The sequence below is a fragment of the Streptomyces vinaceus genome, assembly GCF_008704935.1.
GTDB lineage: Bacteria > Actinomycetota > Actinomycetes > Streptomycetales > Streptomycetaceae > Streptomyces > Streptomyces vinaceus.
Genome location: NZ_CP023692.1, coordinates 1,708,917 through 1,731,336, shown reverse-complemented (window position 1 = coordinate 1,731,336; position 22,420 = coordinate 1,708,917). Strand labels below are relative to the sequence as shown.

The 22,420-nt window shown below is 74.2% G+C and carries 21 protein-coding genes; 5 read left to right on the top strand and 16 right to left on the bottom strand.

Annotated elements, in window-relative coordinates; all coding sequences use genetic code 11:
* Nucleotides 1-51: 51 nt before the first annotated feature.
* The 3 genes from CP980_RS07630 to CP980_RS07620 form a co-directional block, all read right to left on the bottom strand.
* The gene (locus CP980_RS07630) at nt 52-1,323 is read right to left on the bottom strand and encodes an HRDC domain-containing protein (protein ID WP_150527817.1); all 1,272 of its coding nucleotides are present in this window, start codon (nt 1,321-1,323) and stop codon (nt 52-54) included.
* Nucleotides 1,324-1,485: 162 nt separating this feature from the next.
* Nucleotides 1,486-2,148, bottom strand: a complete 663-nt coding sequence (locus CP980_RS07625; protein ID WP_007267191.1) for a helix-turn-helix transcriptional regulator — start codon at nt 2,146-2,148, stop codon at nt 1,486-1,488.
* Nucleotides 2,149-2,431: 283 nt separating this feature from the next.
* Nucleotides 2,432-3,088, bottom strand: a complete 657-nt coding sequence (locus CP980_RS07620) for a DUF3000 domain-containing protein (protein WP_150527816.1) — start codon at nt 3,086-3,088, stop codon at nt 2,432-2,434.
* A 91-nt stretch (nt 3,089-3,179) separates the two neighbouring features.
* Between CP980_RS07620 and hemE the strand changes: the two genes are divergently transcribed.
* Nucleotides 3,180-4,283 carry a uroporphyrinogen decarboxylase gene (gene hemE, locus CP980_RS07615; protein ID WP_373313001.1) on the top strand — a complete coding sequence of 368 codons (1,104 nt, stop codon included), beginning with the start codon at nt 3,180-3,182 and terminating at the stop codon, nt 4,281-4,283.
* 19 nt (nt 4,284-4,302) lie between these two features.
* Here hemE and CP980_RS07610 read toward each other — a convergent pair whose 3' ends face one another.
* Together CP980_RS07610 and CP980_RS07605 are read right to left on the bottom strand one after the other, a co-directional pair.
* Nucleotides 4,303-5,700: an FAD-dependent oxidoreductase gene (locus CP980_RS07610; RefSeq protein ID WP_150527814.1), complete on the bottom strand. Its 1,398-nt coding sequence runs from the start codon at nt 5,698-5,700 to the stop codon at nt 4,303-4,305.
* A gap of 80 nt (nt 5,701-5,780) precedes the next feature.
* Nucleotides 5,781-6,791, bottom strand: coding sequence for a DUF4349 domain-containing protein (locus tag CP980_RS07605; protein ID WP_150527813.1), 1,011 nt, complete (start codon nt 6,789-6,791; stop codon nt 5,781-5,783).
* Nucleotides 6,792-6,956: 165 nt separating this feature from the next.
* Between CP980_RS07605 and hemG the strand changes: the two genes are divergently transcribed.
* Complete coding sequence (gene hemG / locus CP980_RS07600; RefSeq protein WP_150530160.1) at nt 6,957-8,423, top strand: protoporphyrinogen oxidase; 1,467 nt, start codon at nt 6,957-6,959, stop codon at nt 8,421-8,423.
* Nucleotides 8,424-8,470: 47 nt separating this feature from the next.
* Nucleotides 8,471-9,193: a hydrogen peroxide-dependent heme synthase gene (gene hemQ, locus CP980_RS07595; protein WP_099888980.1), complete on the top strand. Its 723-nt coding sequence runs from the start codon at nt 8,471-8,473 to the stop codon at nt 9,191-9,193.
* Nucleotides 9,194-9,324: 131 nt separating this feature from the next.
* Here the strand turns inward: hemQ and CP980_RS07590 are convergent, their stop codons facing one another.
* From CP980_RS07590 to CP980_RS07565, 6 genes are all read right to left on the bottom strand, one after another.
* A complete protein-coding gene (locus CP980_RS07590; protein ID WP_150527812.1) occupies nt 9,325-11,046 on the bottom strand; it encodes an alpha/beta hydrolase in 1,722 nt (573 codons plus the stop codon).
* Nucleotides 11,047-11,146: 100 nt separating this feature from the next.
* Nucleotides 11,147-12,022, bottom strand: a complete 876-nt coding sequence (locus CP980_RS07585) for an NmrA family NAD(P)-binding protein (RefSeq protein ID WP_132759077.1) — start codon at nt 12,020-12,022, stop codon at nt 11,147-11,149.
* 30 nt (nt 12,023-12,052) lie between these two features.
* Nucleotides 12,053-12,862, bottom strand: coding sequence for a TIGR04222 domain-containing membrane protein (locus CP980_RS07580; protein ID WP_150530159.1), 810 nt, complete (start codon nt 12,860-12,862; stop codon nt 12,053-12,055).
* Between the two features lie 32 nt (nt 12,863-12,894).
* Entirely contained in the window at nt 12,895-13,980 is a 1,086-nt protein-coding gene (locus CP980_RS07575) for a TIGR04222 domain-containing membrane protein (RefSeq protein WP_132759076.1), read from the bottom strand.
* Nucleotides 13,977-15,341: an MbnB/TglH/ChrH family RiPP precursor modification enzyme gene (locus CP980_RS07570; RefSeq protein WP_373313000.1), complete on the bottom strand. Its 1,365-nt coding sequence runs from the start codon at nt 15,339-15,341 to the stop codon at nt 13,977-13,979. Before CP980_RS07570 ends, CP980_RS07575 begins: the two co-directional genes overlap by 4 nt.
* A gap of 126 nt (nt 15,342-15,467) precedes the next feature.
* Nucleotides 15,468-16,235, bottom strand: coding sequence for a peptidyl-tRNA hydrolase (locus tag CP980_RS07565; RefSeq protein WP_150527811.1), 768 nt, complete (start codon nt 16,233-16,235; stop codon nt 15,468-15,470).
* 71 nt (nt 16,236-16,306) lie between these two features.
* Here CP980_RS07565 and CP980_RS07560 point away from each other — a divergent pair, with 71 nt between their 5' ends.
* Both CP980_RS07560 and CP980_RS07555 read left to right on the top strand, forming a co-directional pair.
* A complete protein-coding gene (locus CP980_RS07560; RefSeq protein ID WP_150527810.1) occupies nt 16,307-16,981 on the top strand; it encodes an AIM24 family protein in 675 nt (224 codons plus the stop codon).
* Nucleotides 16,982-17,030: 49 nt separating this feature from the next.
* Nucleotides 17,031-17,231: a hypothetical protein gene (locus CP980_RS07555; RefSeq protein WP_132759073.1), complete on the top strand. Its 201-nt coding sequence runs from the start codon at nt 17,031-17,033 to the stop codon at nt 17,229-17,231.
* Between the two features lie 14 nt (nt 17,232-17,245).
* Here CP980_RS07555 and CP980_RS07550 read toward each other — a convergent pair whose 3' ends face one another.
* The 5 genes from CP980_RS07550 to zapE all read right to left on the bottom strand — a co-directional run bounded on the left by CP980_RS07550 (nt 17,246) and on the right by zapE (nt 22,386).
* Nucleotides 17,246-18,172, bottom strand: coding sequence for a polysaccharide deacetylase family protein (locus CP980_RS07550; protein ID WP_229907417.1), 927 nt, complete (start codon nt 18,170-18,172; stop codon nt 17,246-17,248).
* An 84-nt stretch (nt 18,173-18,256) separates the two neighbouring features.
* Entirely contained in the window at nt 18,257-19,087 is an 831-nt protein-coding gene (locus CP980_RS07545) for a PPK2 family polyphosphate kinase (protein WP_207917750.1), read from the bottom strand.
* 260 nt (nt 19,088-19,347) lie between these two features.
* Nucleotides 19,348-20,688: an alkaline phosphatase PhoX gene (locus CP980_RS07540; RefSeq protein ID WP_150493185.1), complete on the bottom strand. Its 1,341-nt coding sequence runs from the start codon at nt 20,686-20,688 to the stop codon at nt 19,348-19,350.
* 88 nt (nt 20,689-20,776) lie between these two features.
* Nucleotides 20,777-21,202, bottom strand: a complete 426-nt coding sequence (locus CP980_RS07535) for an OsmC family protein (RefSeq protein WP_099888970.1) — start codon at nt 21,200-21,202, stop codon at nt 20,777-20,779.
* 71 nt (nt 21,203-21,273) lie between these two features.
* Complete coding sequence (gene zapE, locus CP980_RS07530) at nt 21,274-22,386, bottom strand: cell division protein ZapE (RefSeq protein WP_150493183.1); 1,113 nt, start codon at nt 22,384-22,386, stop codon at nt 21,274-21,276.
* Between the last annotated feature and the right edge of the window lie 34 nt (nt 22,387-22,420).

Below are 22,420 nucleotides of genomic sequence, written 5' to 3'. Positions count from 1 at the left end.
GGAAAGAGCCCCCGGCCAACGGCCGGGGGCTCTGCGTGATGTGGTGCCGCGTCAGGCGGTCGCCGCCAGTGCCCGCACGAGCACCGGTGTCACCTGTTCGATCTGCCACGGGCGGGCGCCGTGGCCCGCGAGGGCCTGCGCCACCGCCTCCGGCTCCAGCCGCTGCGGCGGCTCCCAGCACAGCCGGCGGACCGTGTCCGGGGTGATCAGGTTCTCCTGGGGCAGGTTCAGCCCCTCCGCGAGCGCCGACACGGCGCTCCGCGCCGCCGCGAGCCGCGCGGCGGCCGCCGGGTCCTTGTCCGCCCAGGAACGCGGCGGCGGCGGACCGGCCGGGCTGGCCCCCGGCTGCGGCAGCTCGTTCTCGGGCAGGGCCTTCGCCCGGTCCACGGCCGCCATCCACTGCTCCAGCTGGCGCCGGCCCATCCGCTGCCCGTATCCGGGCAGGGCCGACAGCGCGTGCACGTTCGCCGGCAGCGCGAGGGCGGCCTCGACGATCGCGGCGTCCCCCAGCACCTTGCCGGGCGACACGTCGCGCCGCTGCGCGATCCGGTCCCGGGACTCCCACAGCTCCCGTACGACGGCCATCTGCCGGCGCCGGCGCACCTTGTGCATGCCGGACGTACGGCGCCACGGGTCCTTGCGGGGCGGCGCGGGCGGGGCGGCGGCGATCGCGTCGAACTCCTGGCGGGCCCATTCCAGCTTGCCCTGCCGGTCCAGTTCCTTCTCCAGCGCGTCCCGCAGGTCCACCAGCAGCTCCACGTCGAGCGCGGCGTAGCGCAGCCACGGCTCGGGGAGCGGGCGGGTGGACCAGTCGACGGCGGAGTGGCCCTTCTCCAGCGCGTAGCCGAGCACGCTCTCGACCATCGCGCCCAGTCCGACCCGGGGGAAGCCGGCGAGGCGGCCGGCCAGCTCGGTGTCGAACAGGGAGGTGGGCACCATGCCTATTTCGCGCAGGCACGGCAGGTCCTGGGTGGCGGCGTGCAGGATCCACTCGGTTCCGGACAGGGCCTCGCCCAGTGCGGACAGGTCGGGGCAGCCGACCGGGTCGATCAGCGCGGATCCCGCGCCCTCGCGGCGCAGCTGCACCAGATAGGCGCGCTGGCCGTAGCGGTATCCGGAGGCGCGCTCGGCGTCGACGGCCACGGGCCCGGTGCCCGCGGCGAAGGCCGCGACCACCCGGGCGAGTGCGTCCTCGTCGGCGACCACCGGAGGGATCCCCTCACGGGGTTCGAGCAACGGAATCGGCGCCTTTTCGACGTCGTCCGGGGGGCCGCCCCCGGTGGTGGTGCGCAGGTCTGCTGCGGTCTCTTGGGCGTCGGTCACCGCTCAAGGGTATCCGTGGATACGGCGCACCCGTCGCCGGAACGTTCCGTCGACGGGTGCGGGGCGCGGGCGGGGGCGTTTCCTCGGGTTCGCCGGGAGTTCGCCCGGGAGCCGCCCGGGCCGGTGCGGGGCTTCGCCCCGGGTGCGCCGGCGTGCGGGCTGTCAGTGGATGATCCCGGTCCGCAGGGCGACGGCGACCATTCCGGCGCGGTCGCCGGTGCCCAGCTTGCGGGCGATGCGGGCCAGGTGGGACTTGACGGTCAGGGCGGACAGGCCCATCGAGACGCCGATGGCCTTGTTGGACTGGCCCTCCGCGACGAGGCGCAGGACCTCGACCTCACGGCCGGAGAGCTCGCGGTAGCCGCCCGGGTGGCTCGGGGCACCCGGGGGGCGGCGGTGCATACGGGCGGCGGCGGCACCGATGGGGGCGGCGCCGGGCCGGGTGGGGAGCCCGATGTTGGTCCGCGTACCGGTGACGACGTAGCCCTTCACGCCGCCCGCGAGGGCGTTGCGCACCGCGCCGATGTCGTCGGCGGCGGACAGGGCCAGGCCGTTCGGCCAGCCGGCGGCCCGCGTCTCGGAGAGCAGGGTGAGACCGGAACCGTCGGGCAGGTGTACGTCGGCCACGCAGATGTCGCGCGGGCTGCCGACGCGGGGGCGGGCCTCCGCGATGGACGACGCCTCGATCACGTCGCGTACTCCGAGGGCCCACAGATGGCGGGTCACGGTGGAACGGACGCGCGGGTCGGCCACGACGACCATGGCCGTCGGCTTGTTCGGGCGGTAGGCGACCAGGCTTGCGGGCTGCTCGAGAAGAACGGACACCTAGGCCTCCTGGGGGAGTGGCGGGACGGCCGGCTCGGGGAAGGAAGCCGGTGCGAACCGTGCGGATGGTCACTGACTCCTTCGGCACGTCACCCGCCCGGCTTTAGGGAATGATCACGATTTGGTGAGTAACAATTCGGGCAATTCGGACGCACGATCGATCATCGGGTGATCAGAAGCCCGCAAGGGGCGCCCGGTTCCGACACGGGACCGCCGTCGCTCGATCGGCCGTTCTACGGGGCCCAGCGCGTACGGCGGCCGCCGCCGCCGTACGGGGGCACGGCTACGGGTGGTGCGGACCGCGCCGCTGTGGCAGGGACACCACGCCCGTCCCCGAGTCGGTCGGCCCGACCGGCGGCAGCCCCGCGATCTGGCACAGCAGCTCGCACCACGCCGACAGGTGCGCCGAGGTGTCCGGGACCCCGCCGACGCCCTCGCGGGGCGTCCACGAGGCTCTGATCTCGATCTGGGTGGCCGGCCGCCGCTCCGCGAGCCCGCCGAAGTAGTGCGAGCTCGCCATGGTCACGGTCCCGCTCGCCTCCCCGTACGCCAGACCGCGCGCCTCCAGGGCGCCCGTCAGCCAGGACCAGCACACCTCGGGCAGGAGCGGGTCGGCGGCCATCTCGGGCTCCAGTTCCGCCCGTACGAGCGTCACCAGGCGGAAGGTCCCGTGCCAGGCCTCGTGGCCGGAGGGGTCGTGCAGCAGGATCAGCCGGCCGTCGGCCAGATCGTCCTCGCCGTCCACGACCGCGGCTTCCAGGGCGTAGGCGTGCGGGGCCAGGCGCTGGGGCGGTCTGGTGGGCTCGATCTCGATCCCCGGCCGCAGCCGCGCCTTCTTCAAGCCGTCGACCGCGCGTCGGAACGGGAGCGGGACGGAGCTCTCCTTCGCGCTGTCCATACCGTCAGCGCCATCTGAAAATCGTCCCTGAGCCGCAGCCATGCGGGGAAGACTAGGCGGAACGAGCGTCCGTGCGGCGCAGGGACACCCGCGCCGGGCCGGGCACTTCTTCATACGTGCGAAGATTTGGCGCGTGAGCGCCAACGACCTTCCCCTCGCGCACGGCTCCGCCGACGCCGGGGAGACCCCCTTCCAGGGCCAGCCGAGTCAGACGTACGATTCCGCCTTCCTGAAGGCGTGCCGGCGGGAGCCGGTGCCGCACACCCCGGTGTGGTTCATGCGGCAGGCCGGGCGCTCGCTCCCCGAGTACCGCAAGGTGCGCGAGGGGACCCAGATGCTGGAGTCGTGCATGCGGCCCGACCTGGTCACGGAGATCACGCTCCAGCCGGTCCGCCGCCACGACGTCGACGCGGCGATCTTCTTCTCCGACATCGTGGTCCCGCTCAAGGCCATCGGCGTCGACCTGGACATCAAGCCGGGCGTCGGCCCCGTCGTCGCCCGGCCGATCCGCCGCCGCGAGGACCTCGCACAGCTGCGCGACCTCACTCCGGAGGACGTCCCGTACGTCACCGAGGCGATCGGCATGCTCACGGGTGAACTGGGCGCCACGCCGTTGATCGGCTTCGCCGGTGCGCCTTTCACCCTCGCGAGCTACCTGGTCGAGGGCGGCCCGTCGAAGAACCACGAGCACACCAAGGCGCTGATGTACGGCGACCCGCAGCTCTGGGCCGACCTGCTGGACCGCCTCGCGGACATCACCTCGGCCTTCCTCAAGGTCCAGATCGAGGCCGGCGCCTCCGCGGTCCAGCTCTTCGACTCCTGGGTCGGCGCGCTCGCCCCGGCGGACTACCGCCGCTCGGTGATGCCGGCGTCGGCCAAGGTCCTGGAGTCCGTCGCCTCGTACGGGGTCCCGCGCATCCACTTCGGCGTGGGCACGGGCGAGCTGCTCGGCCTGATGGGCGAGGCCGGCGCGGACGTCGTGGGCGTCGACTACCGGGTCGCGCTCGACGAGGCGGCCCGCCGCGTCGGCCCCGGCAAGGCGCTCCAGGGCAACCTGGACCCGGCGGTGCTCTTCTCCACCGAGGAGGCCGTACGGACGAAGACCGACGAGGTCCTCGCGGCCGCCTCCGGCCTGGAGGGCCACGTCTTCAACCTGGGCCACGGCGTCCTCCCCACCACCCCCCCGGACGCGCTGACCCGCCTGGTCGACTACGTCCACACGAAGACGGCCCGCTGATCCGAACGGGCCGGGGGCGCTACCCCGCCGCCCGCAGGGCCGAGACGGTTTTGCGGGCGGCCACCAGGACCGGGTCCCAGACCGGGGAGAACGGCGGGGCGTAGCCGAGGTCCAAGGAGACCACCTGGTCCACCGTCATGCCCGCCGTCAGGGCCACCGCCGCGATGTCCACCCGCTTCGCGGAGCCCGCGCCGCCGACGATCTGGACCCCGAGCAGGCGGCCCGTGCGCAGTTCCGCGAGCATCTTGACCGTCATCTGCGCGGCCGTCGGGTAGTAGCCCGCCGTCGTCGTCGAGGTGATCGTCGCCGTCACGAAGCGCAGACCCGCCGCCAGGGCGTCCTTCTCGCGCAGCCCCGTACGGGCGATCTCCAGGTCGCAGACCTTGCTCACCGCCGTGCCGACCACCCCGGGGAAGGTGGCGTAGCCGCCGCCCACGCCCGAACCGATCACCTGGCCGTGCTTGTTGGCGTGCGTGCCGAGCGGAATGTGCCGCATGCACCCCGCCACCAGGTCCAGGACCTCCACGCAGTCGCCGCCGGACCAGATGTTCTCGTGGCCCCGCACCCGCATGGACAGGTCCGTCAGGATGCCGCCGGACTCGCCCAGCGGCAGCCCCGCCTCGCGGGCCAGCGCCGTGCGGGGCTCCACGCCGATGCCGAGGACCACCACGTCCGCCGGGTACTCGTCGCCCGCCGCCGTGGCCACCGCGCGGACCGCGCCCTGGTCGTCGGTGAGGATCTTGGTGACCTCCGCGCCGGACACCGTGCGGATCCCCATCCGGTTCATCGCCGTGTGCACCAAGGCGCCCATGTCCGGGTCCAGCGTGGCCATCGGCTGCGGTCCGCGGTGCAGGACCGTGACCTCGTACCCGCGCGCGACCAGCGCCTCCGCCATCTCCACGCCGATGTAGCCGGCGCCGACGACGACCGCCCTGCGGCCCTCGGCGTGCTCCGACCCCTCGGTGAGTTCCAGAGAGGCCATCAGGCGCTGGCCGTCGTCCAGGGTCTGGACGCCGTGCACACCGTGCGCGGCGATCCCGGGCAGCTTGGGCCGGACCGGCCGGGCGCCCGTGGCCAGGACGAGCTTGTCGTAGCCCGTCCAGGCCTCGGACCCGGAGTCCAGGTCGCGGGTGCGCACCCGGCCCCCGGCGAGGTCGAGCTCCACCACCTCCGTGCGCATGCGCAGGTCGATGTCGCGGGCGCGGTGCTCCTCGGGCGTACGGGCGATCAGGTCGTCCCGGCCGGGCACCTGTCCGCCGATCCAGTACGGGATCCCGCACGCGGAGTACGAGGTGAAGTGCCCGCGCTCGAAGGCCGTGATCTCCAGCTCCGCAGGGCCCTTGAGGCGCCGGGCCTGCGACGCGGCGGACATCCCCGCCGCGTCGCCCCCGACCACCACCAGTCGTTCCGTCGCCATCGTCCGCCCCGTTCTCCGTGCTCCGCGCAGGCACGCCTACCGCCGTCTCGTGGAGAACACGCTACGGGCGCAAGGCCCGTTCAGTCGCGGACCCCCGTCGTTTCCGTCGGGTCAGCGGGCCGGGCCGCCGGGACGGTCTTCGCGACCAGGCCCGTCTTCGGCTTCGCCGGGCGCAGCCGCCGGTACGCGCGCAGGGCCAGCAGCACCAGCGCGGCCGTCACCGTGAACGGGAGCACGACGGCGAGCGCCAGGGCCAGGTAGCGCACGATCCTCGTGAAGGCGTTCCAGCCGGCGCTCAGGGCGCCCGTGAAGGAGGGCTCCTCGTCCTTCTTGTCCGCCGCCTTCGGGGCGGGTTCCGAGACCTCCATCGTGATCGTGCCCATCGAGGTCTGGTCCTTCAGCGCCGTCTGCTGCGCGAGCAGCGACTCCAGGTCCGACTGGCGCTTGCTCAGTTCGCTCTCCAGCATCACCACGTCACCGAGCGCCGTGGCCTTGTCCATCATGTCCCGCACCCGGGCGACGCTCGCCTGCTGCGATCTGACCCGGCTGTCGACGTCCGCGACCTTCTCCGTCACGTCCTGCGCCTCGACCTTGCGGTTCAGGAGCTTCCCGCTGCCCTCCATGGCGCCGAGCACCGCGTCGAAGCGTTCGCCCGGCACGCGCAGGGTCAGCGTCGAGGTGATCCGGCCCCCGTCGCCGCGCCGGGTGGACTCGTTGCCCACGTACCCGCCCGCGCCCTCCGCCGCCGTACGGGCCGCGGCCAGGGCCTTCTGCGCGTCCGCCGTCTCCAGGGCGAGCGTGGCCGTACGGATGACGTGCGGGCGTACGGCCGGCTGCTGCCCGTTCTTGGCCGCGTCGGATCCCCCGGTGGCGGCCTGCCCGGCGGCCGCCGGGGGAGCCGCCGCTCCGGGCTTGCCCTGGGCCGCCCCCTCCGGGGCGACCGCGGCCTTGTCGGCGGAGGCCGGGCCCGCCGCGTCCTGGCCGTCCGAGCACCCGGTGAGCGCGAGCGCCCCGGCCAGGGACAGCCCGGCCAGTACGGCCGCGCCGCGGTGTCGTCCTGCCGTACCTCTGCTGCTGCGGATGGTGCGCATCGGTGGTCCCCCCGAAGGATCGGCTGATGTCGCCGGTGAGACGTACAGGGTGGCGCCGCGGGTTTCGCCCCGCCGGTTGAGACCCGGTCCCGATGCGGTCACGGTCCGGCCTCGGTGATCGTCCGCCGTGCGGTCTGAGACGATGTGTCCATGCACGAAGCGGACATGCGTACGGACGGCACCGCCGCGGCGGCCGGCGAAGGCGCCCCGGCCCGCCACGCCGTCGTCATCGGCGGCGGCATCGCCGGGCTCGCCGCGGCCCACCGGCTGCTCGCCGACGGCCTGCGCGTCACGCTCCTGGAGGCGGGCCCGCGCCTCGGGGGCAAGCTGCTGGCCGGTGAACTCGCCGGCGCCCCCGTGGACCTCGGCGCCGAGTCCGTGCTCGCCCGCCGCCCCGAAGCCCTGGAGCTGGCCCGGGCCGTGGGCCTCGGCGAGGCCCTTCAGCCGCCCGCCACCGCCACCGCACACCTGTGGACCCGCGGCGCGCTGCGGCCCATGCCGCGCGGCCACGTCATGGGCGTCCCCGGCGACCTGGCCCCGCTCGCCGCCTCCGGCGTGCTCTCCGCCGAGGGCCTGGCCCGCATCGAGGCCGAACGGGAGCTGGCGCCCACCGAGATCGGCGAGGACGTCGCCGTCGGAGAGTACGTCGCCGCCCGCCTCGGCCACGAGGTCGTCGACCGCCTGGTGGAGCCCCTCCTCGGCGGGGTCTACGCCGGCGACGCCTACCGCATCTCCATGCGCGCCGCCGTCCCCCAGCTCTTCGAGGCCGCCCGTACGCACGCCTCGCTGGGCGAGGGCGTACGCGCACTCCAGCACCGGGCGGCCGCGCAGCAGGCCCAACAGGCGGGCCGGCCCGTGTTCTCGGGCATCGACGGCGGCATCGGCCGGCTCCCGCAGGCCGTGGCCGAGGCGTGCAGGGCGGCCGGGGCCCGCGTCAGCACCGGCACTGCGGTCCGCGAGCTCCTGCGCACGGCCGGAGGCTGGAAGGTCGTCACCGAGGCCGGGGCCATCGAGGCCGACGCCGTGGTCCTGGCCGTCCCGGCCGGGCCCGCCGCCCGGCTGCTGGACGGGCTCGCCCCGGCCGCGGCCGCGGAGCTGCGGAGCGTCGAGTACGCCTCCATGGCCCTGGTGACGATGGCCTTCCGGCGCTCCGAGCTGCCCGCCGCGATCACCGAGGGCGGGGCCAGCGGGTTCCTCGTACCGCCGGTCGACGGGCGGACCATCAAGGCCTCCACCTTCTCCAGCAACAAGTGGGCCTGGGCCGGCGCCGACCCCGGGCTCTTCCTGCTGCGCACCTCGGTCGGCCGGTACGGGGACGAGGGCGATCTGGGGCGCGAGGACTCCGAGCTGGTCGACGTCTCGCTGCGCGACCTCGGCGCGGCCGTGGGCCTCGCGGCCCGGCCGGTCGCCTCCACGGTCACCCGCTGGGACGGCGGACTGCCCCAGTACCCGGTCGGCCACCTCGCCCGCGTGGAGCGGATCCGCTCCGCCGTCTCGGCCCTGCCGGGCCTCGCCGTGTGCGGCGCCCTGTACGAGGGCGTGGGCATCCCGGCGTGCATCGCGAGCGCGGGAAGGGCCGCCGACGTGGTGAAGGCCACGTTCGCCGGGGTGGGCGCGCAAGGCACCGCGTAAGACCCCCCTGGCACCGACCACTGATCAGCACACGGGACAATGGACACATGACTGCACCAGAGAAGATTCCCAACGCGGGGAAGAAGGCGAAGGACCTCAACGAGGTCATCCGCTACACCCTGTGGTCCGTCTTCAAGCTGAAGGACGTTCTCCCCAGTCTTGACGCTGACCGCGCCGGCTACGCCGACGAGGTCCAGGAGCTGTTCGACCAGCTGGCCGCCAAGGACATCACCGTCCGAGGCACCTATGACGTCTCCGGCCTGCGCGCCGACGCGGACATCATGATCTGGTGGCACGCCGAGACCTCGGACGAGCTGCAGAGCGCCTACAACCTGTTCCGCCGCACCAAGCTGGGCCGCGCGCTGGAGCCGGTGTGGTCGAACATGGCCCTGCACCGCCCGGCCGAGTTCAACAAGTCGCACATCCCGGCGTTCCTGGCCGACGAGGTCGCGCGCGACTACGTCAGCGTCTACCCGTTCGTGCGTTCGTACGACTGGTACCTGCTGCCCGACGAGGACCGCCGCCGCATGCTCGCCGACCACGGCAAGATGGCCCGCGGCTACCCGGACGTCCGGGCCAACACGGTCGCGTCCTTCTCGCTGGGCGACTACGAGTGGATGCTGGCCTTCGAGGCCGACGAGCTGTACCGCATCGTCGACCTCATGCGTCACCTGCGCGCCTCCGAGGCCCGTATGCACGTCCGTGAAGAGGTGCCCTTCTACACCGGGCGCCGCAAGTCCGTCGCCGATCTGGTCGCCGGGCTCGCCTGATACCTCCCCTGGGGGGAAGGAACCGGAAGACCGCTCTCTTGACTGGGGAGCGGCCTCCGGTGGATCGGGAGGCTGGTCCGGATGACGGCCTGACCCCCGAAACGACGCAGCCGGAGATCCCGCCCGGAAGTTCAGACGACTGGCGGCAGCAGAGCCCTGGGTACCTTCCCGGGGCCTCTTGCTGCCCGGTCGTCCAGCGACACCGGTGCGGGCTCCGGATGCGGCGCACACGTGACACGCCATCCTGCGGTGTCACCCGTCAGCAAGTACCGCTCCACGTGACGGTCCACGCAGTCATTGCGTCCGCCGACCACTCCGTGGGAGCCCGCCCCCTCCTCGGTGACGAGGGCCGCCTCGGCGCCGAGCCGCCGCTGGAGTTCCAGCGCACCCGGGTACGGGGTGGCCCCGTCCCGCTCCGCCGCCACGACCAGCGTGCGGGGCAGCGCCGCCGGCCGCGCCCCGGCCGCCCCCGGCCGGCCGCCCACCGCCACCGGCTGCTGCCGCTCGCCGACCGGCCAGTACGCGCACGGCAGGTTCAGGAAGGCGTTGGCCCAGGTCTCGAAGGGGGCCCGGCGGGCCAGTTCGGTGTTGTCGCGGTCCCAGGTCTCCCACTGCGCGGGCCAGGCGGCGTCGTTGCAGAGCACCGCCGTGTACACCGCCCGCGCGTTCTCGCGGGCGGCCGCCGACTCCGGGTCCGGGCGGGCCTGTTCGGCCAGCGGGCCGGGGTCACCGGCCAGGAAGGCGCTGAGCGCGGCCGCCCGCTCCGGCCAGACGTCGTCGTAGTACGCCGCCTGGAGGAAGGCGGCCTGGAGCTCGCCGGTGCCCACGGCCCCGCCCGCCGGGGTGCGCGCCACCGCCTCCCGTACGCGCTCGTAACTCGCCTGCACCGCCTCGGGGGTGGCGCCGAGCCGGTACGCGGCGTGGTGGCGGGCGGCCCAGGCGCGGAAGTCGTACCAGCGCCGCTCGAACCCGGTTGCCTGGTCGAGGTTGTTGACGTACCAGATGCGGCGCGGGTCCGGGTCGACCGCGGAGTCGAGGACCATCCGGCGGACCTGGCCGGGGTGGAGGGTGGCGTAGACGGCGCCCAGGTAGGTGCCGTACGAGGCGCCGAGGAAGCTCAGCTTCTCCTCGCCGAGCGCGGCGCGCAGTACGTGCAGGTCGCGGACGTTGTCCAGGGTCGTGTAGTACGGCAGCGCGGCGCCGGCCCGCTCGGCGCAGCCGCGGGCGTAGGCCCGGGCCTCGGCGACGCGCCGCTGCTTGTACGCGGCGGAGGGCTCCGCCGGGACCTGCGTCGGCCCCTTCGTCCGGCCGGCGGGGTCCTCGCAGGACAGCGGGGAGGATCGGCCGACTCCGCGCGGGGCGTAGCCGACGAGGTCGTAGGCGGCCCCGATCCGCTCCCATTCGGGGAGGCCGGAGACGAGGGGGAAGAACATCCCGGAGGCGCCGGGGCCGCCGGGGTTGTAGACGAGCGCGCCCTGGCGCGCCGCGCCGCCGTGCCGGGTCGCGGGGACCCGGCTGACGGTGAGGGAGATAGGGGGCCCGTCGGGCCGCGCGTAGTCGAGCGGCACCCGCAGGGTCGCGCAGCGGACGGGCGGGGGAAGCTCCTCGACGGCGGGACACGCCCGGAAGTCCAGCGCGCCGGCCGCCTTGGCGGCGCGGCGCGCGACGAGCTCGGCGCCCGCGTCCGCGGCGGCCGTCCGGGCCGCGGAGGCGGCGCTTCGGGCGGCCGCACCCGGGGCGTCCGGGCCCGGGCCCGGGGCGGCGGTGGTGGCGTGGGCGTGGGGGGAGGGGATGCACAGGGTGAGGGAGAGGACCGCCGCGGCGACTCCGCAGCGGGCGAGCGGAGTCAGCATCGCGACCGCCTTCATCTCTTCGGATGAAGCGATGAGATGCGGTGTGCGGGGTCCTTGTACAGGACCGCCGCCCGGTGTCGGGCTCTGTCCCCCCGATGCGCTAGTCGGCGATCCGCTGCCGGAGGTGGTCGTAGGCCCAGGCGGCGAGGGTGGTCGGGGTGGTGGTGCGGACGGTTCGCTGCTGTTCGGGGACGAAGTCCTCGCGCAGGCCGGTCGACATTCCGAGCACGGCCTCGACCAATCCGTCCGTCATCCCGGCCTGGTGGAGCTGTACGCGCATGGCATGGTCGGTGATCCGTTCGACCCTGATCCGCCGACCGGTGGCGGCGGTGAGGATGTCGGCGACCTGTCGCCAGGTGAGGTCGACGGGTCCGTGAACCGCCTGTACGCAGCGTCCGGACCAGGTGGGGGAAAGCAGTCGGGTGGTCACGACCTCGGCGATGTCGCGGGGCGCCACCCAGGCCATGGGCTGGTCGAGCGGAAGGACCACCTGGAGGGTTCCCGCCCGCAGAGCGTCGAGTTGCAGTTCGAGATTGGTGAAGAAGTAGCCGCAGCGGAGGTGGGTGACGTGGACGCCGGTGTCGTCCAGTGCGGCTTCGGTGTGCGCCAGGCCGTCGATCTCGCCGGCGCCGTGGCGTTTCTCGGCTCCGACGCTGCTCTGGAAGACGACGCGGCCGATCCGGTTGTCGGTGACGGCGCGGACCACGGCGGCGGTGGCGCGGGCGTAGTCCGCCAGGGGCTCCTCGCCGCCGGTGGTCGGATCCACCCAGAACAGCGAGTCGACGCCGCGGGTGGCGGCCGCCACCCCGTCGGCGTCGTATTGGTCGACCGTCACGGCATCCACCTCGTCCCGGATCCCGGGAGCCAGTCGGTCGGGATCGCGCAGCAGGACGCGAGGCCGGACTCCGGCGCGGACCAGCATGGCGACGACGTGACGGCCGACGTTTCCGGTCGGGGTGGTGACGGCGATCTGCACGGGTTCCTCCTTCGGAGACTCGGCTTCAGGCTAGGGGGTGTCCGGCCGCCCCGGGCCCGGCCATGATCCGCCGGACACCCCCTGGGCCATAGCCGCCCGGAGGGCGGGATCCGCCAGCACGCGGACCCCGCGCAGCGCCACCGCCGTGAGCGGGTCCGCCTCGCCCTGCTCCCGGTCCAGCGCGACGAGCAGCCGCTGTCCGGCCGGGGAGGCCCAGGCGGAGTACGGGTACGTCTCGAAGCGGGCGATGGCCAGGCACCCCAGCGCGAGCAGCAGCGGCATCGAGAACCAGCACAGGACCACCGCCCGGGCGGTCCCGTCCGCCGGGAGGCACAGAGCGGCCACCGCCGTCGCCGCCACCAGCGCGGCGGCCCGCCGCACCGCCCGGACCCCGCCGGCCACGGCGTCGCGCGCGGCGGCCGGCAGCGCCAGGCCCGCCGCGTCGAGCCGGTCCGCGAGGACCCGTACGGCCTCGTCCCGGGCCGCGGCGCTCCGTACGGCGACCACCGGAGCCTGCCCGTCCGGTCCCAGGGCGGCGAGGACCGCGTGCTCGTGCGGGTCCCGCCCCACCGGGTCGACGACGGTCGCCCATCCGGTGCGGGCCAGCAGCAGCCGGCGGCCCCGCTGCATGGAGAGCAGCGTCAGCTCGGCGACCCGCCGGGGGCCGCCCGCGAGGTAGGCGGTCTCGTACAGGTTCAGTTCGTCGGGGCGGTATCCGCCCGCACCGCCGTCGGGCGGCGCGGGCACGGCCACCGAGGCCACGGCGGCCGCCCTCAGCAGGAGGGCGCACGACGCCAGCACCCCCGCCCAGGCGGTGAGGAGGAGCAGGACCCAGAACATGGCTGACTCCCACGAGGAGGAGAAGTGCCCGGTCAGGAACTGCTGCTGCAGCTCGAACCCGACGAACTGCCGCAACTCGAACTGCTGCTGGAGCAACTGGAACCACTGGAGCAGCTGGAACCACTGGAGCAGCTGGAGCCGCTGGAGCAGCTCGATCCGCTGGAACAGCTCGATCCGCCGGAACCGCCGGAGCAGGAGGAGCCGCTGCTCCCGCAACTGCCGGAGGAGGAACCGCCGTCACTGCCCGCGCACCATACGACGGGCAGGACCTCGGCGGAAGACCCGCAGGAGACGCCCGAGGACGACGAGGACGAGGAGGAGGACGAGGTGGAGCCGCGCCGGGCGCCCCGCGCCTGGGCCGCCGCCAGCCGGGTACCGCGCACGGCCGGCACCAGCTGCCCGCGCAGGTGGGGATCCCGCAGCCCCTTCAGCCCGAACAGGGCCGTCTGCACGTGCGGGGTCCGGTCGTTCACGTAGTGCGTGCGCATCTCGCGCAGCGCGGCCCGCCCCGCCGGGGTGAGCCGCCCGCGGGCCCGGGCGGCGAGGACGGCTCCGAGGACGATCCCGGCCAGCAGCACCGGGAGCACCTTGAACACGAACGGCACCTGCGGGCCGGGATCGAGCGCCAGCGCCACGAACGTGAGGGGCAGCGAGGCCACCACCCACACCGCGCACACCACGACCTGGGCCAGCGCCCAGCGCCGCCACCCGCGCCCGGAGCCGGGCACGGCGAGCAGCCCGCGGGCGGCGAGCGCGTCACCGGTCTCCTGGACGGCGGGGTCGAGCATGGCGGCGTACCGCACCTGGTACAGCCAGCCGGACGGCGCCTGCCGCAGGGCCTCGAACACGGCACGCTCGGCGATGTCGCCGGCCCGCGCCCCGGGCCGCAGCGCGACGATCCCCGGACCGCCGACCATCAGACGGCCGTCGCCGAGCAGCGAGACGAGCGCGCTGTCGACGACCGCGCCGGGGCCGCCGGCCATGAACGCGGCCTCGGACAGGTCGTGCAGGCGCGGCGCCGGGCCGACCGGGCGCGGCCGGGAGCGCCGTACGCCGAGGGCCAGCAGGAGGGTGGAGACGAGGACGGCGATCCAGATCGCGAGGGCGAGGGCGTTCATGCCGCACGCCCCGCGAGAGCCCGGGCCCAGCGCACGATCCGGCGCGGCGGCCGCGCCCCGGCCCGGTCCTGCCACCAAGCGGTCAGCCGGCGCCGGGCGGCGGGGTCGGCGGGCAGGTCCCGGATCAGCAGGTGTTCGGCGAAGTCGAGGGCGTCGCGCCGGTATCCGGCGGTCATGGGCCGGCTGCCGGCGTACCCGAGGAAGGCCTCGCGGTACGGGGCCTCACCACCCAGGATCCCGGGCAGCTCGGGCGCCAGCTTCGCGACGACCCCGGCCCGCTTCGCGGCCAGCGCCCGTGCCTGCACCCGTACGCGCTCCTCGTCGAAGCCCTCGGGCACCTCGGCCCCCGCCACGAGCGCGGAGAGCAGCGCGCCCTGCTCCTCCCCGACGCGGGTCCGCCGCCGCGGGTCCACCGGGGCGGAGCCCCGGCGAAGGGCGGACGGGCCGGCGGGGGAAAGCACCACGGCCTCCGGCGGGCCCACGACCCCCCGGATGGCGGCGAGTTCCCCGGCCAGCTCCGCCTCGGCGGGGAAGTCGTCGCCCTCCGGCGGGCCCACGACCCCCCGGATGGCGGCGAGTTCCCCGGCCAGCTCCGCCTCGGCGGGGAAGTCGTCGTCCCGCTCCAGCAGCACGCCCGCGGGGGCCACCCGCTCGCGCAGCTCCGCCAGGACCTCCAGCACCACGGCCGGCACCGGGTGCGCATGCGTGTCGTGCCACACCCCGTCCCGCTCCACGCCCCCGGCGACGTGCACGTACGCCAGCGCCTCCAGCGGGATCGCGTCCAGGACGGCGAACGGGTCCTCGCCCCGGTTTACCCGGTTCGTGTGCAGGTTGGCGACGTCGATCAGCAGCCGCACCCCGGTCCGCTCCACCAGCTCCGTCAGGAACTGCCCCTCGGTCAGTTCCTCCCCGGGCCACGAGACCAGCGCGGCGATGTTCTCCAGCGCCAGCGGCACCGGCAGGGCCTCCTGCGCGATCCGCACGTTCTCGCACAGTACGTCCAGCGCGTCCCGTGTCCGCCGCACCGGCAGCAGGTGCCCGGCCTCCAGCGCCGGCGAGGAGGTCCGTACGAACGCGATGTGCTCCGTGACGAGCGGCGCCCCCAGCGCGAGGGCCCGCTCCCCGAGCGCGGCCAGCTTCGCCGCGTCGGGCCGCTCGGCGCCGCCGAGGCCCAGCGAGACCCCGTGCGGCACGACGCGCACCCCGCGCTCGCGCAGCCGCAGCAGCGAGGCGGGCAGGTGGCCGGGGCAGATGTTCTCGGCCACCACCTCGACCCAGTCCAGACCCGGCAGCCGCTCCACCGCGTCAGCGATCTCCGGCCGCCATCCGATGCCCACCCCCAGGTGCGCCATGGTGTTCATGTCCCCTCGCCCCCTCTCATCGGTCGTGTGCCGATGTGATGGCCCCGACGGAGTCGGGCCAACCGCGGTCAGGGACGTTCAGAGCAACATTTGAGGTTCCCGGCCGGCGCCGCCGCAGTGGGCCGGTCAGTGGGGAACGCCGCCCGTGAGGCGGGCTCTCAGAGCCGGGTGGTCCGCGACCACCGTCGCGGAGCCGGGGGCGATCTCCGTGAAACCGGCGTCCCGGACCACCGGCAGGCCGCTGCCGCTCAGCTCGGACCACCGCTCGCGCGGGGCCGTCCGTACGGCCAGCCGGAAGCCGGAGCCCTGCCAGGCGGCGCGTTCGGCGGCGGTCAGCTCCCACCAGGCCAGCTGGGCCGCGTGCCCGGCCTGGGCCATCGCCTTGCCGGCGGACATCTCCAGCTCCGGGTTGAGCCACAGGACGGCGGTCCCCGGCGCGGCGGGCGGCGCCGGCTCCGGGTCGTCCAGGTCGGTCCCCGAGACCTGGAGCTTCGCGAGCTCCTTGGGCCAGCCGTCCAACGGCACCGGCGGGAAGACCCGTACCTCCGCCATGTCACCGTGCACCGTGATACCGGGCAAGGTCCCGGCCTTGCGCCACTCCGCACCGCGCGCCCGCCGCACCACCTTCCGGATGCGCGCGTCCTGCCAGTCCCGGACGGCCTCGGCCCACTCGCCCTCGCCGCGGGACCGCTCGTCGGTCAGCAGCACCAGCACGGCGCGGGCCGCCGTCTCCAGCGCGTCGGTCCGGGCGGGCGGTTCGGCCTTCTCGATCCGCACCACCAGGGGAAGGACGAACTGGGGCGCCTCGTCGCGGGCGGCGTGCTCGCGCCGGAAGGGGCTGTCCGCCCCGACCGCCGGTACCTCTGAAGTGTGGTTCTGGTGCTGGCTGCTCATCCCGCCAAGGATGCCAGGCTCCCCCTTCAGGATGATGCCGCGGGGGGTCCGGCCGGGCGAGGATCGGGTGCATGAAGAGCGACCTTTTCGCGTCCGAGAACCTTGCCCAGTCGGCCGCGGCTCCGGGCATGACCCTGCAGAACGCCAAGTCCGTGAAGTACACCGTCAACGGTGAAATGCTGGCCCGCCAGGGCTCGATGGTCGCCTTCCGGGGGAACCTCCAGTTCGAGCGGAAGGGCCAGGGCATAGGCGGCATGCTCAAGCGCGCCGTCACCGGCGAGGGCCTCGCGCTGATGTCCGTACGCGGGCAGGGCGAGGCCTGGTTCGCGCACCAGGCCGGCAACTGCTTCATCGTGGACTTCGAGCCGGGCGACTCGCTGACCGTCAACGGGCGCAACGTGCTCTGCTTCGACCCGACGCTCTCCTACGAGATAAAGATGCTGAAGGGCGCCGGCATGACCGGTGGCGGCCTCTTCAACAGCCTCTTCACCGGCACCGGCAAGCTGGCCCTGGTCTGCGACGGCCACCCGATCATCATCCCGGTCACCGCGCAGAACCCGGTGTACGTGGACACCGACGCGGTGGTCGGCTGGAGCGCCCGGTTGGAGACGGGGCTGCACCGCTCCCAGTCCGTCGGCTCGATGATCCGCGGCGGCTCCGGCGAGGCCGTGCAGCTGATGCTGCGCGGCGAGGGCTTCGTCATCGTGCGCCCCAGCGAGGTGACCGAGACGGCGGCGGCGCACTGAAGCCCGACGGTGTGGGCCGCGCGCGGCGGGGCTGAGTACGCTCGGGGGCATGGACGAAGTCGACGCGCCGACCGGAACCGAGGCGTACTGCGCCGCCCCGGCGGCTCCCGTGGAGCCGGTGGCCGGGCCGCCGTACGCGGACTGCGTGGAGTGCGGCAGGCCCACCGAGTACGGGGCCGCGACCCCGGGCCGGGTGCTGTGCCCGGTGTGCGAGTGGCAGGACGCGCAGCGCTCGGCCTGCTCCGGCTGAGGCCGCGCGCCCGCCTACTTTCCGATGAGCTCGGAGACCTTCACGAAGCGGTAGCCGCGCTTGCGCAGCTCCGGGACGATCTTGTGGATGGCCTCCTCGGTGACCGGGGCCGCGCTGCGCGTGCAGTGCATGACCACCACCGAGCCGGGCTTCACACCGGTGAGCACCTGCTCGGCCACCGCGTCCGGGTCCTTGGCGAAGGCGTCGCCGCTGACCACGTCCCACTGGACCGCCGTGACCTTGGCCGTGGACAGGGCCCGCAGCGCCTGGTCGTCGTAGCAGCCGCCGGGGAAGCGGAAGTACGGGACCGTGTTGACCGCGCCGGCCGTACGGAAGGCGGCGAAGGCCCGGTCCACGTCGGCCCGGGCGGCGGCCGCGTCGAGCGCGGGCAGCCCGTAGCAGGGCGACTTGAAGGCGTGGTGGCTGTACGAGTGGTTCGCGATCTCGAAGTTCGGGTCGGTGCCGATGGCCTTGGCCTGGTCCGGGTACTCCTCGGCCCAGCGGCCGGTCATGAAGATCGTCGAGGGCACCTTCAGCGAGCGCAGGGTCGAGATGAGCTGCGGGTTGTCGAAGTGCTCCCCGTCCGCGGCGCGCTGCCCCTGGTCGGAGGTCATGTCGGCGTCGAAGGTCAGCGCGACGGTCTTGTCGCCCTGCTGCTTCGCGCGCTCGAAGACCGGGGTCAGACCGTTCGGCCCGGGCGCCAGGGTCGGGGCCTTGGCGGGCGGCGGGGCGGCGGCCGGGGAGGAGCCGGCCGTGCCCGGCGCGGAGGCGGAGGCGGCGGCGGAGGGCGGCGCGGAGGCCCCGGGGGTACCCATACGGGCGGCCCGGTCGCCGGCGCCTGAAGCCGGGCCGCCGCTGCCGCCTCCGCATCCGGCGAGGGCGGTGCAGAGAGCGGCAGTGAGGGCGGCCGCGACCGCCACATTGCGCACAGAAAGGGTCACGGACGCAAAATATATGACCATCTGCCAAGCAGATCGCAGCGGCGCCGAGGCAGGCATACGAATCGCCCGCCCGGGTGACGGGCATCAGGTCTCCAGCAGCCGCCTCCGGCTCTCCTCCACGTCGAAACCGGCCTCCGGATAGCGCGGATCCAGCTCCTCCAGATGCTCCAGCAGCAGCGTGCTGATCGCCCAGTTGCGGTACCACTTCCGGTTCGCGGGCACCACGTACCAGGGCGCGGCCTCGGTGGAGCAGCGCTGCAGGGCCAGCTCGTACGCGTGCCGGTACTCCGGCCACAGCCCGCGGTCCTCGATGTCCCCCGGGCTGAACTTCCAGTGCTTGTCGGGGTTGTCCAGCCGCTCCAGCAGCCGCTCGCGCTGCTCCTCGTAGCCGATGTGGAGGAAGACCTTCACCAGCGTGACGCCGTCGTCCGCGAGGGACTGCTCGAACCGGTTGATCTGGGCGTAGCGGCGGTTGAGCTGACTGCGCGACACCAGCTCGCGGACGCGGGCGATGAGGACGTCCTCGTAGTGCGAGCGGTCGAAGATGCCGATCTCGCCCGCCACGGGCAGGGCCTTCCTGATGCGCCAGAGGAAGGGGTGCTCGTGCTCCTCCGGCGTGGGCGCCTTGAAGGACCTGATCCGGCAGCCGGCCGGGTTGAACAGGCCGATCACGTGCTTCACCGTGCCGCCCTTGCCGCTGGTGTCCATGCCCTGGAGGACGAGGAGGACGCGGCGGCGGTCGCCCGCGGTGGCCGCCGCGTACAGCCGCTCCTGAAGGGACGCGAGGGGCTCGGCCAGCGCGGCGGTGGCGGTGAGGCCCGCGGCCTTGCCGGCCGGGCCGCCGGGGGTCGCGCCGGGATCGAAGGCGCCGAGGTCGAGGCGCTCGCCGGCCGGGGCGCGCAGCAGCGTACGCAGGGGGACGTCCCGCCGCTCCGGCGCGGGCCGGGATTCCTGGGCCGCCCGGCCCTTGGCACGCCCGTCCTTCTCCTTCTCGTCCCTCTTCTCGGCCTTGCCGCCCTTGCTGCCCTTGCCGGCCTTGCCGCTCTTGCCGCTCTTCTTGTCCTTGTCGGCCTTCTTGCTCTCCTTGGCCACAGCCACCTACCCCGATCCGGTCGATTCCTCCGATAATCCATCAGAACGGGCGGGGTTGCGAGGGCGGGGCGGCGGGCCGCAGGTCAGTGCCAGGGGCCCGTCACGGCGAAGGTGGTCCCCGGGGCGTAGGCGTTGACGTACATCGTCCGCCCGTCGGGGGCGAAGGTGACCCCGGCGAACTCGCCCCACTCCGGGGCGCCGGGCCGGCCGATGTCCTGCGCGTTGCGGGCCATCGGGTAGACCTCGCCGTCCGGCGTGACGCCGAGCACGTACTGCGCCCCGCCGCCGTCCTCGCAGACCATCAGGCCGCCGTCCGGGGCCAGGCAGATGTTGTCGGGGGAGTCCCCGGGCAGCTGCACGTCGGCCGCCGGACCGAAGAGCACGTCCAGGCGGATCGTGGAGCGGCGCGGGTCGTGGAACCAGACCTGGCCGTGGTGGTCGGCGGGCGCGCCTTCGAGTCGGCGGGCGTAGCTGGAGACGAAGTGGACGCCGCCGTCGCCCCAGTAGCAGCCCTCCAGTTTCTGCGCGTGGGTGATCCCGCCCGGACCGAAGTCCTGGAACCGGACGGGGGTCCGCGCCGCCGAGGGGTCCGGCACGGGGACCCACTCGACCGGGAACTCGGCCCCGGGCTCGTCCACGACGGAGAGGTCGGCCAGCCCCGGGACGCGCATGGCGTGCAGGACGCCCCCGGCGCGCAGGGAGCCGGGTCCGCCGAGGGGACGGGCGGGCAGGAAGCGGTAGAAGAGCCCGAAGGGCCGGGTGAAGGCGTCCTCGGTCTCGTAGACGGTCCCGCGGTACGGGTCGACGGCGACGGCCTCGTGCGCGAAGCGGCCCATCGCGGTGAGCGGGACGGCGCCGCTGCGGTGCGGGTCGGCGGGGTCGACCTCGAAGACGTAGCCGTGGTCCCTGGTGTACCCGGAGGTCCCGGCGCGGTCCTCGGTCTCCTCGCAGCTGAGCCAGGTGTTCCAGGGGGTGCGGCCGCCCGCGCAGTTGACGGCGGTACCGGCGAGGGCGACGCGCTCGGCGGTGACCGCGCCGGCCGGGTCGAGTTCGAGGAGCGTGCAGCCGCCGAGCGCCTGGGGGTCGTACGTGAGGCCCCGGGCGGCGGGGACGCGCAGGGCGGCGGTGGTGCGGTTCTCGTGGTTGCGGACCAGGCGGACCCGGCCGGAGCCCGCGTCGAAGGCGGCCATGCCGTCGCAGTTGGCCGGTACGGGGCCCTCGCCGGAGCGCAGGGGGTCACCGGCGCGGGAGAGCACGCGGTAGTGGAAACCGGCGGGGAGGTCGAGCAGCCCGCGGGGGTCGGGGACCAGCGGCCCGTACCCCCGGCGGGGCGGCGGGACGGCCCGGGAGCTGCCGGCGAAGAGGGAGCCGAGGGCGCCGCTGAAGGCGACCGAGGCGAGCAGGGTGCGGCGGGTGACGGACATCGGCGGCTCCCGGGGCGAGGGGGGTGACGGGCCCCGTGGTACCACGGGCCCCCGCCCCCCTGCCCCGGACGCGCCGGGCCGCGGAACCTTAGATCAGCTCCGCGCTCAGGGTGATCGTCGTACCCGTCAGGGCCTGGCTGACCGGGCAGTTCTTCTTGGCGTCCTCGGCGGCGGCGGCGAAGCCCTCCGCGTCCAGGCCGGGGACCTCGGCGCGCACCGTCAGGTGGATGCCGGTGATGCCCTCGCCCGGCTGGAAGGTCACGTCGGCCTTGGTCTCCAACCGGGTGGGCGGGGTGCCGGCGCCGTCGAGACCGTGCGAGAGGGCCATCGAGTAGCAGCTGGAGTGCGCGGCGGCGATCAGCTCTTCCGGGCTGGTCTTGCCGTTCGCGGCCTCGGCGCGCGAGGGCCAGGAGACCTCGAACGAGCCCCGGCCCGAGGAGTCGAGGCTGACCGTGCCGGCGCCCTTGAGCAGGTTGCCTTCCCAGACGGTGTGCGCGGTACGCGTGGTGGCCATGGTGGATCCCTTCGGAAGATGTTGGGAACTGCCGGACCGTCCCGGTGAGGGGCGGTCCGGCGTCCCCAAACCTACTGGGACACCAGGGGTTTCGCGTCGCGTGCCAGTGCGGTGAGCCTTGAGATGGCCCGGAAGTACTTCTTGCGGTAGCCGCCGTTCAGCATTTCTTCACTGAAGAGCCGGTCGAAGGGGACCCCGGACGCCAGGACCGGTATCTCCCGGTCGTACAGCCGGTCGGCGAGGACCACCAGGCGCAGCGCCGTCGACTGGTCGGGGACGGGGCCGACGTCGGTCAGGCAGACCGCCGCTACGCCGTCCGTGAGGGCGCCGTACCGGCTGGGGTGGACCTTGGCCAGGTGCTCCAGCAGCCCCGGGAAATCGTCCAGGCTCGCGCCCTCGGTCGCGTACGCGGCCTTCGTGACCTGCTCGTCCGAGAACGGCGCCGGGGCCTCGGGAAGACCGCGGTGGCGGTAGTCCTGGCCGTCGATGCGCAGCGGGCGGAAGTGCGCCGAGAGCCCCTGGATCTCGCGCAGGAAGTCCGCGGCGGCGAACCGGCCCTCGCCCAGCTTGCCGGGCAGGGTGTTGGAGGTGGCGGCCAGCGCCACGCCCTGCTCGACCAGGCGGCTGAGCAGCGAGGAGACGAGGACGGTGTCGCCCGGGTCGTCCAGTTCGAACTCGTCGATGCACAGGAGGCGGTGGCCGCCCAGCGTCTGGACGGTCTGCTGGAAGCCGAGCGCGCCGACCAGGTTGGTCAGCTCGACGAAGGTGCCGAAGGCCTTGAGCGCGGGTTCGGCCGGGGTGGCGTGCCACAGGGAGGCCAGCAGGTGCGTCTTGCCGACGCCGTAGCCGCCGTCGAGGTAGACCCCGCGCGGGGCCGTGGAGAGAGGTGCCTTCTTCGCGAACCAGCGGCGCTTGGCGCCGCCGCTCGCGTGGGCCCCGCCCAGCCCGGCGGCGAAGCCGCTGAGCACGGTGACGGCCTCGGCCTGGCTCGGCTGACCGGGGTCGGGCTCGTAGGTGTCGAAGCGCACCGAGTCGAAACGCGGCGGCGGCACCATCTCGGCCACCAGCCGTTCGGCGGGCACCCGCGGCTCGCGGGCGCACAGGGCCTGCGGGCCGGTCGCGGCCGGGCCGGCTATCGGGGGTCGCCCGTAGGTGGATCCGGAGGTGGAGAGTGATGTTGACACAGCTCTTAACTCTACGGGGCGTGGCACACTGCAC

What these genes read in the sequence shown, in the direction of transcription:
- CP980_RS07620 (WP_150527816.1), bottom strand. Translation starts at nt 3,088, where the DNA reads ATGGCTGCGGCTCAGGGACGATTTTCAGATGGCGCTGACGGTATGGAC.
- CP980_RS07610 (WP_150527814.1), bottom strand. Translation starts at nt 5,700, where the DNA reads ATGGCGACGGAACGACTGGTGGTGGTCGGGGGCGACGCGGCGGGGATG.
- CP980_RS07605 (WP_150527813.1), bottom strand. Translation starts at nt 6,791, where the DNA reads ATGCGCACCATCCGCAGCAGCAGAGGTACGGCAGGACGACACCGCGGC.
- hemG (WP_150530160.1), top strand. Translation starts at nt 6,957, where the DNA reads ATGCGTACGGACGGCACCGCCGCGGCGGCCGGCGAAGGCGCCCCGGCC.
- hemQ (WP_099888980.1), top strand. Translation starts at nt 8,471, where the DNA reads ATGACTGCACCAGAGAAGATTCCCAACGCGGGGAAGAAGGCGAAGGAC.
- CP980_RS07590 (WP_150527812.1), bottom strand. Translation starts at nt 11,046, where the DNA reads ATGCTGACTCCGCTCGCCCGCTGCGGAGTCGCCGCGGCGGTCCTCTCC.
- CP980_RS07580 (WP_150530159.1), bottom strand. Translation starts at nt 12,862, where the DNA reads ATGTTCTGGGTCCTGCTCCTCCTCACCGCCTGGGCGGGGGTGCTGGCG.
- CP980_RS07575 (WP_132759076.1), bottom strand. Translation starts at nt 13,980, where the DNA reads ATGAACGCCCTCGCCCTCGCGATCTGGATCGCCGTCCTCGTCTCCACC.
- CP980_RS07570 (WP_373313000.1), bottom strand. Translation starts at nt 15,341, where the DNA reads ATGAACACCATGGCGCACCTGGGGGTGGGCATCGGATGGCGGCCGGAG.
- CP980_RS07565 (WP_150527811.1), bottom strand. Translation starts at nt 16,235, where the DNA reads ATGAGCAGCCAGCACCAGAACCACACTTCAGAGGTACCGGCGGTCGGG.
- CP980_RS07560 (WP_150527810.1), top strand. Translation starts at nt 16,307, where the DNA reads ATGAAGAGCGACCTTTTCGCGTCCGAGAACCTTGCCCAGTCGGCCGCG.
- CP980_RS07555 (WP_132759073.1), top strand. Translation starts at nt 17,031, where the DNA reads ATGGACGAAGTCGACGCGCCGACCGGAACCGAGGCGTACTGCGCCGCC.
- CP980_RS07540 (WP_150493185.1), bottom strand. Translation starts at nt 20,688, where the DNA reads ATGTCCGTCACCCGCCGCACCCTGCTCGCCTCGGTCGCCTTCAGCGGC.
- CP980_RS07535 (WP_099888970.1), bottom strand. Translation starts at nt 21,202, where the DNA reads ATGGCCACCACGCGTACCGCGCACACCGTCTGGGAAGGCAACCTGCTC.